11 protein-coding genes and 2 pseudogenes are annotated in these 13,934 nt (G+C 58.7%); 8 read left to right on the plus strand and 5 right to left on the minus strand.

Annotated elements, in window-relative coordinates; all coding sequences use genetic code 11:
* A pseudogene (mhpE, locus tag DFO48_RS24650) lies at positions 1–309 on the plus strand (4-hydroxy-2-oxovalerate aldolase); the annotation flags it as partial.
* 82 nt (positions 310–391) lie between these two features.
* Entirely contained in the window at positions 392–1,279 is an 888-nt protein-coding gene (locus DFO48_RS24655; protein WP_114865065.1) for a transporter, read from the plus strand.
* A 657-nt stretch (positions 1,280–1,936) separates the two neighbouring features.
* On the opposite strand, the gene DFO48_RS24660 is transcribed toward DFO48_RS24655, so the two are convergent.
* Complete coding sequence (locus DFO48_RS24660) at positions 1,937–2,707, minus strand: helix-turn-helix domain-containing protein (RefSeq protein ID WP_034349865.1); 771 nt, start codon at positions 2,705–2,707, stop codon at positions 1,937–1,939.
* A gap of 20 nt (positions 2,708–2,727) precedes the next feature.
* On the opposite strand from DFO48_RS24660, the gene DFO48_RS24665 reads away from it, so the two are divergent.
* Both DFO48_RS24665 and DFO48_RS25925 read left to right on the plus strand, forming a co-directional pair.
* Positions 2,728–3,636 carry a sulfite exporter TauE/SafE family protein gene (locus tag DFO48_RS24665; protein ID WP_003080068.1) on the plus strand — a complete coding sequence of 303 codons (909 nt, stop codon included), beginning with the start codon at positions 2,728–2,730 and terminating at the stop codon, positions 3,634–3,636.
* 278 nt (positions 3,637–3,914) lie between these two features.
* Positions 3,915–4,064: pseudogene (locus DFO48_RS25925) on the plus strand (integrase); the annotation flags it as partial.
* A gap of 244 nt (positions 4,065–4,308) precedes the next feature.
* Here DFO48_RS25925 and DFO48_RS24675 read toward each other — a convergent pair.
* Positions 4,309–6,747 carry an autotransporter outer membrane beta-barrel domain-containing protein gene (locus DFO48_RS24675; RefSeq protein WP_158545691.1) on the minus strand — a complete coding sequence of 813 codons (2,439 nt, stop codon included), beginning with the start codon at positions 6,745–6,747 and terminating at the stop codon, positions 4,309–4,311.
* A 133-nt stretch (positions 6,748–6,880) separates the two neighbouring features.
* Here DFO48_RS24675 and DFO48_RS25340 point away from each other — a divergent pair, with 133 nt between their 5' ends.
* From DFO48_RS25340 to DFO48_RS24685, 3 genes are all read left to right on the plus strand, one after another.
* Positions 6,881–7,249, plus strand: a complete 369-nt coding sequence (locus DFO48_RS25340) for a hypothetical protein (protein ID WP_158545692.1) — start codon at positions 6,881–6,883, stop codon at positions 7,247–7,249.
* 223 nt (positions 7,250–7,472) lie between these two features.
* Positions 7,473–8,036 (plus strand): cyclic-phosphate processing receiver domain-containing protein, encoded by a 564-nt coding sequence (locus tag DFO48_RS25520; RefSeq protein WP_199407058.1) that lies wholly within the window; start codon positions 7,473–7,475, stop codon positions 8,034–8,036.
* 26 nt (positions 8,037–8,062) lie between these two features.
* Complete coding sequence (locus tag DFO48_RS24685) at positions 8,063–8,401, plus strand: hypothetical protein (protein ID WP_233506523.1); 339 nt, start codon at positions 8,063–8,065, stop codon at positions 8,399–8,401.
* Between the two features lie 220 nt (positions 8,402–8,621).
* Here the strand turns inward: DFO48_RS24685 and fabF are convergent, their stop codons facing one another.
* Positions 8,622–9,893, minus strand: coding sequence for a beta-ketoacyl-ACP synthase II (fabF, locus tag DFO48_RS24690; RefSeq protein ID WP_114865067.1), 1,272 nt, complete (start codon positions 9,891–9,893; stop codon positions 8,622–8,624).
* A 97-nt stretch (positions 9,894–9,990) separates the two neighbouring features.
* Between fabF and DFO48_RS24695 the strand changes: the two genes are divergently transcribed.
* Complete coding sequence (locus tag DFO48_RS24695) at positions 9,991–10,572, plus strand: TetR/AcrR family transcriptional regulator (protein ID WP_114865068.1); 582 nt, start codon at positions 9,991–9,993, stop codon at positions 10,570–10,572.
* 221 nt (positions 10,573–10,793) lie between these two features.
* Here the strand turns inward: DFO48_RS24695 and DFO48_RS24700 are convergent, their stop codons facing one another.
* Both DFO48_RS24700 and DFO48_RS24705 read right to left on the minus strand, forming a co-directional pair.
* A complete protein-coding gene (locus tag DFO48_RS24700; protein ID WP_114865069.1) occupies positions 10,794–12,374 on the minus strand; it encodes an esterase-like activity of phytase family protein in 1,581 nt (526 codons plus the stop codon).
* Positions 12,375–12,478: 104 nt separating this feature from the next.
* On the minus strand, positions 12,479–13,621 hold the full coding sequence (locus DFO48_RS24705) for a porin (protein WP_042438592.1): 1,143 nt from the start codon (positions 13,619–13,621) through the stop codon (positions 12,479–12,481).
* Positions 13,622–13,934 lie beyond the last annotated feature (313 nt).

Raw genomic sequence — 13,934 nt, forward strand, 5'->3', positions numbered from 1 at the left:
GCAGCCGCGGAGCGCCTGGGCTGGAACCACGGCACGGATCTCTACAAACTCATGGATGCGGCCGACGACATCGTGCGCCCGCTGCAAGACCGTCCAGTACGCGTGGACCGCGAGACGCTGGCACTGGGCTACGCAGGCGTTTACAGCTCGTTCCTGCGTCACGCTGAAGTGGCTGCCGCCAAATACGGACTCAAGACCGTGGACATCCTGGTCGAGCTGGGCAAGCGCCGCATGGTCGGAGGTCAGGAAGACATGATTGTCGACGTCGCCCTGGACTTGCTCAGAACGCGCCAAGCAACAGCAAGCTGATTACCGCGCCCTTCCTGCTGGCCGCCGCATTACCCACCTATCCACAAAAGAAAGAACGAATCACGTTCTAAAAGGAGACATCATGGATAAATCAATTCACCTTCTGATCTGCGCTTCTGTCATTGGAGCAGCGAGTGCGAACGCTGCCGAAGGGGGAGGCTCTGTCTACCCCAACGGGGCGGAAAATTTTGTTGCAGGAGCACTGCCTCCACCTGGCATCTACGGGATCGCCTTCGTGAATCATTACGAAGCCAACCGGCTCAATGACTTCTCCGGCAAGCAAATAGACATTCCTGGATTCAAGGTTCGAGCCACAGCGATCACACCTCGTGTCATCTGGGTTCCAGGGGTTTCGGTACTGGGTGGTGATCTCGTCGCGCACATGCTTGCACCGCTGGTTGAAGTCGAAGCCAAGATGGGCGGCCAGTCTCAAAAGAAAAGCGGCCTCGGTGACATCACAATGGGCTTGGGCGTGGGTCATCACCACGGCTCCAACCTGCACACCATTTTGGGGTTGGACGTCACGCTTCCCACAGGAAGCTATCGGAATGGAGATCTTGCAAACCTGGGCAGAAACTACTCTGCCTTGGAGCCAGTTCTGGCTGTTTCATATCTCAACAGCCAAGGCTTCAACGGTGATCTACGCATGGGATACCTCATCAACCGCGTGAACAAGGCGACTGATTACCGGTCAGGGCAAGAATTTCACCTGGACTATGCAGCTGGATGGGGGCTGGGAAATGGCTGGGTACTTGGCCTGGGTGGCTACTACCGAAAACAGACCCAACTGGACAAGCAAATGGGCGTTGAACTGTCCAACAGCAAGACCAGTGGGATGGCAATAGGCCCGAGCATCAAATATGACAGCGGGCGCGGTTGGTTTCTAACGGCCAAATGGCAGTTCGAAAAGAACATGAAAAATAGCGCTCAAGGCAATGCGCTATGGCTTAGGGCAGCATTGCCTCTCTGACCCAGCGCCCCAGCAAGGATACTCTCGGCCTGCACGCACATCGTCGCAACGCAACTTGCACACTTTGAGCCGAAGTGAGGCCGAACCGATCATCCAAGCGGACGCCCAATGACACCGCTGAACTTAGCTGCGAGCTGACCGTCTTCATCTGGTCGATCAGCAACCGTCTTAGATCGGCCAAAAACAGAAATTCGGCTTTCATCTGATTGACGCCCCATCTGGGGACATCGGCGTAAAGGAACTGGCCGACAGCTGTCAGCTTGAAGCAGTCGGCCAAGCAGCCTTCGCGAACGGCTGCGCCAGGCCAATAGCTGCCAGCCGACAGAGACCCGGAGCTAGGCTGGTGCCGCTTCAACTACTCCCAAGGTGCCAATGTTGGCAGCTGCTCCGCCTCTTTCATTTACCCAGCCTGCCACTGGTCAATACACAGCTTTCAGCCTCTGCGCACCACACGTTTGTGTTGCATGGACGGTCGAAGAAAAGACCAGTGCATGCCTCGATCCAAACAGAGCGCATTCAGGCTGGAGCGTGTACAGGTTTGATGGCAGTGCCTCCAAAGGAGGCGAAGCACGAAGCTGGACTGATCTGAAAAACTGGCTCCTGAAGGCAGACGTTCACGAGCCTGCAATGAATCAACAACGTGGCCGCCGGCGCGGATTACCGCTCTGCCGCCATGAAGTTTGACGGCTTGCTCCCGAGCCTCTTGCGAAACATCGTGGAGAAGGCACCCGGACTGTCATAGCCCAGTTGAAGCGCCACCGTTGTCACTGAATCACCGGTCCCCAGTTTGGACATCGCAAAAAGAAGACACGCCTGGCTTCTCCACTCTGAAAACGATAGTCCGGTTTGCGAGCGAAAGAACCGGCTGAAGGTGCGTTCACTCTGGTGTAGCTGCCGTGCCCAGGCCAGCGGCGACAAGCGCACATCGGGTTGGTGAAGGAAAGCAATGCATAGAGTCGCCAGTCGTTCATCCCGCGGCAGAGGCGCAAAGAACGGCAGTGCTTCTGCGCGGCCGACCTCCAGCAGCAAAAGCGACATCAGCACGCCATCGCGACCGCGCTCGTCGTACAGCGCCGGCAAGTCGATGGATTCGATGAGCAGATGCCGCAGCAGCGGGGACACGGCCAGCACCTCGCAATGCGATTGGCTCCGTGGCACCTCGTCAGGCTCGATGTACAGGCTTCGAGTATTGACTCCCACCATCTTCACCCTGTGCGGCTTGCCTGCTGGAATCCATACGCCACAGTGGGGAGGTATCACCCAGGCGCCATCGTCAGTACCGACTTCCATCAACCCGGTCGCGCCATAGAGGAATTGTGCCCGGCGATGGCTATGGGTATCCAGAACGGTGCCAGGCGCGTAATCGGTGCCAATGGCCACGACAGCACGAGGCGTAGCATCTAGGAAGTTCAGTGATTGATTGCGCACAGCAAGACTGCAAAGAGTGAATGGCCGAAATACAAATATTGTTGACCAAACATCGGAAGCGCGCCACTCCAGAGCCATCTACTGTGACGACTCCTGCATCAATGGAGTTTTTCGTGTCGTTGTATTTGTTGTTGGCGGTCTGCGGATGTGTAACGGGCGTCACTACCGTTCTGTTTGGTTTTGGCGGCGGATTCGTGGTGGTTCCGCTGCTGTACCGCTTGTTGTCTACACCGAACCTCCCAGGCAGCGCAGTGGGGCAATCGGCCATGCAGATTGCCGTTGCAACATCCACCTGCGTGATGGTCTTCGGTGCGCTCCTCGCTACTTGGCGTCACCAACGGGCTGGAACAGTGGATTGGATGAATGTCAGGCCTTTGCTGGGACCCATTGGCGCGGGGGCTGCACTTGGCGCACTTGCGGCAACCGTTGTTCACAGCGAGTGGCTGCGTTGGGCCTTTGCGGCCTATATGGTGCTGACCATTCTGGACTGCTGGTTGAGGCCTGGGTTTCTTGCTCAGCCCTCGGCAAAGCAGCACCACCCTGGGCCGCTGAAGAATGCACTGTCTGGACTGGTGATCGGGTGGGTTGCTGCATTGCTAGGGGTCGGCGGCAGCGTGATGACCGTTCCCCTGATGCGCCGCCGTGGGATCGAAATGACACGAGCTACCGCCATGGCGAATCCGCTATCACTGCCGGTCGCACTGGCAGGAACAGGGACTTACATCGTCCTGTCCACTCAATCTCCTTTACCTCTTGGCGAGTGGCACCTCGGCTATATCGACATACGAGCTGCTGCTGTGCTCGTGGCCGGTTCCTGGATTGGTATCCGTGCAGCATCGCTGTGGATCGGGCGCATTCCAGACCGAGTTCACGCCATGGTGTATTTGGGACTGTTGATCGCCGTCTTCTTGGCCATGGTGACAACATGAATGCGAGCTGCTGGGCCTGTATCCCGAACGCCGGCTGAATTCTTGGCTGCGACAGGAGGCTGACAAACAGAAGGCTGCTGCCAACGCCAATCGCTAATCGCTCAGGCGATTCGGATGCGCGCCCGCTCGGGAGCGCATCCTGTGTGGCCCTCAACTCGATGGGAGAGCCACAGGTAATACCGCTCATCGCGAGCCGTGGAGCAAGGGCAAGATCGGCGGACCGGAGGCACCGTTCAAGCTCAAGGACATCTGGGCGCTGCGTGCAGGGCTTCAAATGCAGGACGAAGGTGACACTGATTTATCGCCGCACCAGGAACCTGCGCCCTGTGCAGTTGCTGCTCGGCCACTGCACACTGGGGTCGACAGTGAGGTACCGGGGCATCGAAGCCGAAAATGCCCTCGAGACCTCTGAGCAGACGGAGATTTGAAGTTGCCGCTGACGAACACTCCGGAAGACGTTGACCGGCTATCCGGGCAGACCCCAGCGGTGCATCTCAAACCAGAATCGGGCTGAATCGCAGTGCGCCAGACAAACTGAGCGGCAGCTCTCGTAAGCTGAGAACGGGTACTACCGCCCCTAAGCAGACCTTCGCAAACGGCTCCCAATCGTCACAACTAAAAAAGGCCCACACTGGGTGGACCTTGATTGCCATCCCCTGAACTCAGGCAGGCTTACCACTTCATACGGAAGCCGAACTTCGCACCGACGGCATGGCTGTCGCCAAAGTTCTGCACGCTGGTGCGCGCCATAAACTCCCCATAAACCGTGTAGCGGCCATCATCCCAGTTCAGTGATGTACCCAAGCCAATACCGGCCCACAGCGCCTGGTCCTTGCTGGTCACATTCATATCTGCGACGCGTGCCGAGGTGCCTCTCAGGAAGTCGTAGTACAGGTTGGCAATACCGTACACATGTGAGCGATTGGCCTTGCCATTGCCTGCGCTCCACTTGGTCTCATGATCCAGAGACACGCCCAGGCGCGCGACCAGACTGTCGCCGTTGTCACGTGCCACATTGGCGCCGTACTGGTCAGTGAACGCATCGAAACGTATCTGCGACCAGGCCAGTTGAGCCTGAGGCGTGATCGACCAGTTGCCGCTCAGCGCAAGGCGGTGACCGGCTTCCAGACTGGTGGCTACACCGATGCCGCGGTTGTGGTTGACCAGCTTGGTTCCCAGAGTCGAAGAGCTGATGCTGGAGTCATACCAGGTTACGGTGGTTCGGCCATCCACGTATGAACCATTGTTGCCGTACCAGGTGGCTGCTGCGCCAATACCGTAGCCGGTGGTATTGATCGAGCCATTACCGAACATCGACATGACGCTGGCATTGCCAGAGCCATAGTGGAAGGTCGGCCCCACAACCAGCGTGCCGGCTTGGTTTTGCACGACAGGCGCATCCACGCCGCCTTCGAACTTCCAGTTGCGGACGTTGTAGCGAGCACCGGTGGTGCTGGTCGATGGGTCGACATGAGTGTTCGAGCCCTCCATGCGTGCCCACGCACCACGGCCAATGCTCGGCTTGCCGTCTTCCTGCTCCGCCTGCAATGAGGCATTGGGCGACCACGAGCGGTTGCCGACGCGCTGCTGCAGTGTTCCCAGTTCGTTGAAGCGCTGAAGCACGCCGGAGTATGCCTCGTAAAGAGGCACGGTCGGTGCCAGCAGTGGTGCGGGTTCGGTCGTTGCGCTGCCCGTGCCACCAGTACCACCGGGAGGTGTCGTATCAATCAACGTAGAGCGCAGATACCAGTCACCGTCAGTAGGCTTGGACACACCATTCTTGTAGAGGCGGTAGGCGTACGCGCCAGCGACAACCGCTTGATCTCCTCGGAACGAGTAGTCGCCCAGCAAGGTGAAGTTCGCATTCGATGCGCCCTGCACATCGATCACCTTGATGCCTTCTACGGTTGGTGCTCCTGAGCCACCAACCTTGACTGTCTGGATCTGACCGTTGCCCGACGTATCACCCGTCACTACAAGGCGGCCTGATGCCGATGCATCACCATCGAACACGGTGTTCACGCGCACCAAGCCGCCGTTGCCGATGTAGTTGCCAGCGATGGTCAGCACGCCCGAGCCACCGCCCGGCGTCACTGTGCCAGTGTTCGTGACATTACCGAAGATCGTGCCGGAGCCGGACAGCGTACCGGCCGTGTTCACCGTCACAGGGCTGGTAATGGAGCCGTCGATGGACAGCGTACCGAAATTGATGGTGGTCGGGCCGGTATAGGCCTGGGCCGTATCCAGCACCGTCGTGCCGGTGCCGTTTTGTGCCACACCGCCAGTGCCCGAGATGAGATGGCTGAAGGTATAAGTATCCGAGCGATTGAAGGCAAGCGTCGCGTCGTTGTTGACCGCCACGTCGCTAGCAAGGCTGCCGCTGCTGCCGCTGTTGCCGATCTGCAGCGTGCCTTGGTTCACTGTCCATGGAGTGGTCACTGTGCCATCACCGATCAGCGCCCAGGTGCTGGTGCCAGTCTTCTCGAACTTATCGAAGTAGCGGTACTGTGCTGTATCACCAATGGTCGACACATCGAACACATCGTTGGCGCTGCCGCCCAGGCGAAAGGTATCTCTTGCACCCAAAGCACCAGCCACAACGTTGCCGACAATATTGGAGCCAGCCTGCAATTCGAGCGTACTGGTACCTGACACACCAAACTCGATCGCATTTGCATAGCCATCACCGGCGCGAATAGCACCCGAGTTGATGATGGACAGCGTGGTTCCGCTCGCCTGCGCGTAGATGGCCGAGTTGCCAGCCCCAGCCTCGATCAAACCAGAGTTTTGAATAGATACCGTGCCACTCGTAACACGGATACCGCGGCCACCACCGGATCCCCCGCTCAGGTCGGCGCCACCGCGAATAGTGCCTGCGTTGATCACCGTGCTGCCGGACGTGGCGCTGATGCTGACGCCAGAACCAGCCATGCCTCCAGACCCACTGCCACCGACAATAAGCCCTGTCGCTGAGTTTGCAACAGAGGTACCGGTCGCAAGCGTTATGCCGGCCCCCAGATTGTTGTTGGCAGCGTTGTAACCTGCCCCTTCGCCGCCTTTGATGGTGCCGTTGTTGATGGCAGTGATGGAGCCGTTGAGGGAGACACCCACGCCGCCACTCGTGCCACTCGCTGTGGAGTTGCCACCGGCGAGCGTTCCGTTGTTGATGACTTGTGCCCCGCCGAAGCCAAGGAATGCGAGAGCAAGACCAGGGGTGGCACCCGATTCGCCCAGATATGTTCCGTTGAACGTCGCCGGTGCACCGGCATTAACTGAAAAGTTAGCTGCTGCTGCAGCTCTGATGAACTCAAAGCCCTGCGTATCAATTGTGATCGGCTTGCTGAATCGGGGAAATGACGAAGTTCCGGGAGGTGCGATCGTGAAGCTCGAAGTCAGGCGGATCGTGGCACTGGGATCGCCGTCGGCCATGGCTTGCGCGAGCGCCGAGCGAAATTCGGCTTCCGTCCCGGCAGTGTATTGCCCGGCTGATGCGCCCGCGGAGAACAACAGCGCGATGGCTAAAGTGATGGGTGATGCTTGCGAAACGCGCGCAGCGGTACACCGCATGCCACGCGAAAAATTGGATCCCATGAATCCGCCCCCTCTTATTTGACTTATATCAAGTTACAAAAATCAGACGAGGCGAATTACATCATGACGAAAAGCGGCTTCAAGGCGACTCATGACGTTGTTTTACAAAGGAAAAAAGACGAATCGACAAAATGCGATGTCAAAGATAACAAATTAGGCGTCACATGGTTTGTCGCCTGAAATCAGGTGAGATTGCTGTGCTGTAGCTGGCCCATTCAGTCCAGAAAAACAGACTCGATTGCATCATGGTCGACGCAGGCTCGACCTATCCTCGGACTTCGCTGAATGCAGAGCAAGGGCTGACCGCTATTGGTCCGTTGGGGTTGTCGCTGATCGGCCCGAAGCGGTCTGTCATATCAGCTGCATGCCTTATGTTCTTCAGTTGCTGCCCAAGCTGGGCGTGGCAGACTTGCGCTCTGTTGCAGTTCTCTTGCTTGGGTAGCTTCATGACAAACAACGGTCGCATAAATTTGTTTCTGGATGATGAGCGCTTCCCTCCGAATCAGGGCGGACCATGGCATGTTGTCAGGAGCACAGAAGAAGCTGCTGACTATGTGTCAAACAACGGTGTCCCTGATCTGATCAGCTTCGATCACGATTTGGGAGGCGAGGACACCGCCATCAGGTTCGTAAATTGGTTGATCAATCGAGACCTGGAAAGTCCTGGATTCATCGGCCCGAACTTCAGATTCGTCATCCACTCTCAGAATCCGGTTGGGGCTAAAAATCTTGAGCATTTGCTTTCACGCTATCTTCAATTTCGCCTAGAAGAAAGCAAGCTGCGACCTCAGCAGACAGGGAAAAAATAGCACTCCGCCAAGAAAGCTGCTTCTGGATGAGCACACCGACTCTGGCTGATCCAAAGCAGCCCTGGCAATGGCTTATAAACCCAGGCTTTCGCGGGAACCCGGAACATGAGAAAGAAACCGATCCGCACGTTGCACAAGCTATTGCTGAGAGTGCCCTATTTCTTGAGTTCTCTGGGGAGGATGTGCTGTCTCCTGATGCAGCAGTTCAAGCAATGGAGCAACTGGCCGCAACTCTCCAAACGGCAGATGAAGAAACCCAATCTTCGCTGTGCCTGCAATTTGCAATCCTTGCTACGACGTTTTCAGGACAGCAAGTCACTTTTCTAACCGGGCTGGGTGAAGCTCTGGGTCTTGTGAAGAACTGAGTTGCACATGTACGTCTGCTTCTGACCGAAGCCCTGTTACGCCAGAGTCCTCAAAAGCAGACGCCACAGACTTGCTGCTTGCATCGAGCGTCCGCTGAACCAGGCTTCTATAGAACCCGCACTACCGGCCATTGGCATTCGTTCGGGTGAGAAGCCTGCACGATCAACCAAGAGCCGCATGTGCGATATGGCCTGATGAGGCCTCTGATAAAGGTATGGCTCAGGCAGTAAATCGCTTCAGAACCAGCGACGCATTCACACCGCCGAAACCAAATCCATTGAGCATGGCGTGCTCTATTGCATGAGCACGCGCACTCCCGGCGATCAGGTCCAGGCCGTCCGCCAAAGGGTCTGGCTGCTCCAGGTTGAGCACGGGCGGCGCGATCTGGTCGCGCAAGGCCAATACGGTAAAGATCGCAGCAGCTCCGCCTGCAGCTCCCAGCATGTGGCCCACGGCTGACTTGGTGGCCGTGATGGAGGGGCCAGCGCCTGCTCCAAACACTTGACGAATGGCTGCCAGCTCTCCCCGGTCACCCACGGGAGTGGAGGTTGCGTGAGCATTCAGGTGTTGAATATCACGAGCCTGCAACTGTGCCTGTCGCAAAGCGGCGCGCATCGATCGCACGGCGCCTGATCCATCCTCGGGACCTGAGGTGACATGGTATGCATCGGCAGAGGTGCCATAGCCCACGACCTCGGCCAGCGGCCTGGCGCCGCGCGCCAATGCATGATCCAGTGCCTCCAGCACCAGCAGGCCTGCACCTTCGGCCATGACAAAACCGTCCCGTGCCTGATCGAAAGGTCGGGAAGCCTTCGCAGGATCGCCGCCGCAGAAAGTGGTCACTGCTTTTGCCGCAGCAAAGCTGCCGAGCGCAACTCGGTCAATCGTGGCTTCGCTACCACCGCAGAGCGCCATGTCCGCTTCGTCGTTGCGAATCAGACGTGCCGCATCGCCAATGGCCTGGATGCTGGCTGCACAAGCCGTCACCGGAGCACCCAACGGCCCCTTGAGCTGGTGCCTGATCGACACCTGTCCCGAAGCCAGATTGGCCAGGAACGCAGGTACGGTGAAAGGCGACAAGCGCTGCGGCCCTTTGCCATCCGTGGTTCGCACCGCTTCAACAATGGTGCTGAAGCCGCCCACACCTGAGCCGATGACGGTCGCCGCGCGCTCCTGTTGCTCGACGCTTGGATGAGCCCATTGCGCATGTGTCAGAGCCTGGTCTGCCGCCCCCAATGCAAATGCGATGAAGCGATCCATGCGGCGTAGCTCCTTGGCCGAGATCACGGCTTCGGGGCTCCAACCTGCTTGCGGGTCCTCCTCCAGGCCTGGCACCCGTCCGGCGATGGAGACGCCTGTGCCTTCACCCACAACAGCGCTCAAGGCACGTACCCCCGACTGGCCGGCCAGCAGGCGTTGCCAGGCCAGCTCCACATTGCACCCTAGAGGAGAGACCAAACCCAAACCGGTGATGACTACCCGACGACCCATGCTGCACCTTCCACTATTGAACCCAGGAGCTGAGTCCAACTTTATTGATGATGATCGCAATCATAAATGAGTTTTGATGATGAGTATCATCTAACGTATGAAAGTGAGCAAAGCACAGGCCGCAGAGAATCGCGAAGGAATCGTGGATGCCGCTGCGCGCCTTTATCGAGAAAAGGGCCTGGATGGCGTGGGCGTGGCAGAGATCACACGCGATGCGGGCTTGACACATGGCGGGCTGTACCGGCACTTCGAGTCCAAGGATGCTCTCGCACGCGAGGCCTGCCTGCGTGCATTTGAGTGGACCATCACGCCGCTAGACGGATTGGAGTCCTCGGAGACGGATGGCGTGCCTGCAACCAGACTCCGCGCGCTGGTGCATGGCTATCTTTCTGCGACACATCGCGATCACCCCGGAGAGGGCTGCCCCGCTGCGGCATTGGCAGCAGATGCAGCAAGAGCGGGGCCTGAGATGTCGGAGGTTTTTGCCCAGGGAGTGGAACGCAATATCCAGCGCTTTATGAGCGTGCTCCAAGGTGATGACGCGGCCAAACGTACTCAGACGATCGTGACCCTCAGCAGCATGGTTGGAGCCCTGGTTCTCGCTCGCGCTACGGCAGCGGGCAACCCGGCACTTTCTGAAGAAATATTGGCAACCTTGCGAGAACAGTTAGCCCCGTAGTCGCCCGAGTTAGGCACGCGCTCGCACATTTGATGCGCATCTCAATTTAGAGCGTGGTGGCTGTCACGGTCTGGTCCAGACCGCACCGTAATCCAGACCAGTGGAGCACCAGCGAAGGTCGCTGTGCATCGCATCAACACGGCCCTGCTGCGAGCGGGCCGACTGGCGCAGGTACGGCTCGCTGGGCTACAGCAGACAGCGGCTGTAAAAGCCGCTGTCGTTCAGAGAGCGCCATATTCGCTCAGTTTCTTGCTGAACTTAAACGTCCACAGTCGCTGCGCGCGATCGTTGACGTCATTGGTGGTGAAGCGCAGGCTCGCCGCGCCCTTGGCGCATTTGCCATCGCTCACGATCTTGCCGTCGGCATCCACCATGCATTTGGTGACGTCCGAGCCTTCGATCTCCTTGCCGCTGGCATCCAGCACGGCCAGCGAGACACCGAAGTCGGTGTCGTTGGTCAGCGCCAGCGTGTAGTCGTCGACCAGTGCCAGGCCCTCGGCCTTCTCGGCCACCCAGCCGGTGGCGTTCAAGTTGAAGAGCCGGGTCTTCTTGAGTGCCACTACCTTGGAATAGTCCGAGCCATTGACCGGTTTGCCGGTCAGGCTGCTCTTTTCCAGGTCGGAGCCCAGCGCAGTGATGTCGGTAGCGTTGGCGGGGAACTCGATCAGCACCAGATCGTTAAAGACTTTTTTGTCTTTGCCCGTGCCTTGCTCGATGGCAATGAACTTCCCATTGCCCAGCGAGACCACATCACCCAGCTTGGCGTTGCCGGTCTTGCCCTGGCTGTACCAGCTGCCGTCCACGGGCAATGCAAACAAACGAGTTTTCTCGGTAGTCGGGTCAAACTCCACCCAGCGCACAAAGCGGGCGTAGTCGCGCACGTTTTCCGACTTGCCGGTCGCATCGGGAACTGCAGCAGTGGTGTAGTCGGCCTTTCCGTCGTTCAGCGGGCTTTGCAGGAAACCGTGCAGCTTGCCGCTGGCCACATCGATGCTCAGCCCTTCCATACCACGGTTGGCGCGGCGTTTGGCGAGGATGGCAGGCAGATCGGCCGCCCCAGTTCCGGGCTTGTATTTCTTCAGGATGATGCCGGTGGCAGGGTCGATCTTCACAATGAAGGGGCCGTATTCGTCGGAAACCCACAGCACATTGCGTGCGGCATCCACCACCACAGATTCGGTGTCCAGGCCGAATTCACTGTAGCCCTTGGCCTTGCCTGGATAGGTGAAAGAGTCGTCCAGAACTTGCTCGCCCGTGTTGCCTGTGATACCGCGTGGCTGCACACGACCATTGGCGCTCTGTGCGGCGCTGAACTTGAGCGGCAGGGTCGAAACGAGCCTGGCTCCGTCCTTGCCGAGGGTGATCACGCCGATGGACGGCGTGAAGTTGGGCGAGGGAAACACCGTGGAACTGGCAAAGCCCGTGGAGTTGGAACCGTCGGTGATCTGCGTGACCGGACCGGTGGTGGCGTTCGGGCCGCGATCGGTGATGGCGTAGAACTCCAGCGTGCCGTCGGCGCGCCTGCCCTTCAAGGCCAGGCCCGAGCCATAGGCCGGCAGAAAGCCCTTGGGGAAATCAGCCTTGGTGGCGGGATGGTTGCCTTCGTAGGGGAAATAGAACTTGTCGTCGAACTGAACGTCCTGACGCGTGACGACGGCGCTGATGCTGCCGACGCCGGTGGTCTGCATGACCGTCTCGGGGCTGGCGACCTGAAGCGGGCGGGTGTCGGCGCAGGCGCTCAGCAAGGCAACCGCAGCGGCGGCCGCAGCCATCAGGCTGGATGAAGAAGTAAAGTGGCGCATGGCAGGTATGGCTTGAGAGGAAGATGGAAGTCCCCAAAAAGCCCGACGAGGCGAAGGCCTGCTCGACCTTGGAGACTTCTTTGCACAAAGCGGCGTTGCGCCGCTCAGAACGAGTGGCTGATGCCGATATCGACACCAGTCGACCCGGTGTTGGCGACACCTGCAGGGCCGCCGATCAAGCCAATGCTGGCGCCATTCTTGTTGTTGACGCGCGCAACCCCGGCGTACACAGAGGTGCGCTTGGAGAAGTCGTAGACATATCCGATCGAATACTTGTCGGTCTTGCCACCGCTGCGCGTGAGAGCTGTGGCGTTACCACTGAACTCGGCGCTGGCGTACTTGACGCGGAAGCTGCCGGGCCCCACGGGGATGGTAGCGCCCAGGTAGAAGCCGTCCACCTTACCGGAGGTTGCGCCACTGACGGGTTTCCACTTCAGGCTGTTGTATCCGCCACTGAGCACGAAACTGCCGAAGTTGTATGAAGCGCCCAGCGCCAAGTCTTCCAGGTCGCTGGTTGCGGCGATGGCGCTGGGCGAAGTCACGGCAGCAGTGCCGTCGATCTTGCCGTAGCCGATACCCACGTTCAGCGGGCCAGAGCGATAGCCCAGGTTACCGCCTATGTATCTTCGGGCCTTGCTTGCGCCAGAGTTCGAGGCGTTTTCATCACCAAAGGAAACCGAGAACTGGCCGTAGACACCGCCCAGGTTGCGCGGCAGGAAGTAGCCCACGGAGTTGCTGATGCGCGTGCGATCCACCGTGCCGCTTTGGCTGGCGGCGTTATACGCAGTCTGGCGGATCGTCTGGAACAGGTTGGCCTGCACGCCGGTGGTGGTGTCAGGACCACCGAACGCGGTGAAGATGTTGTAGCTGGGGGTGTAGTCGCGACCCAGGCGGATTTCACCCCAGGAATTGTTGATCAGTCCGATAGTGGAACGGCGCTCGAAACCCAGAGAGCCGCTGCTGCCGCCACTACCGGTGTCAGGGCTGAGGCCACCTTCGAGCCAGAACTGAGCCTGGGTGCCGCCGCCGAGGTCTTCCGTGCCGCGAAAGCCGATCAGGCTGGTCTTGCCTTGGCTGGAGTTCAGAGCATTGAGCCTGTTGCCGCCGGACTTGGCACTGGTGATGCCGACGTCCACTACGCCAAAAATGGTGATGGAAGACTGTGCCAGGGCCAGGCTGGATGAAGAAGCGAGGAATGAGCCAACCACGACTGCCAGAGTACGCGAGCACGTTTTATGATTTTTCATTGGCGAGATACGAACGGAACTTATCAGAGGGAATGGCGGTGGCTCTCTTGCAACCGCTGCCGAAACTCTAAGCAACACATAAGTACTTTTCGTGACGCTTGTACTGTGTGACATGAAAGTAACAGCAGCGGTGCATGCGCAGAGTTAGCTACCAGCAGCCCCTGGCCGGACTGCGGCAGTCGCAGATCAACCCGTTGCGGTCGTTCGAGTGTCAACGACCATGCCTGCTATGCGGCGCTTGCCGGCTGGTGCACACATGCGCGCTAGCCGGATGCATGGAAGAAGGCGCCTGAATAAAAACCGACGAGGCACA

The organism is Comamonas sp. AG1104, from assembly GCF_003350425.1.
GTDB classification, from domain to species: domain Bacteria; phylum Pseudomonadota; class Gammaproteobacteria; order Burkholderiales; family Burkholderiaceae_C; genus Comamonas; species Comamonas testosteroni.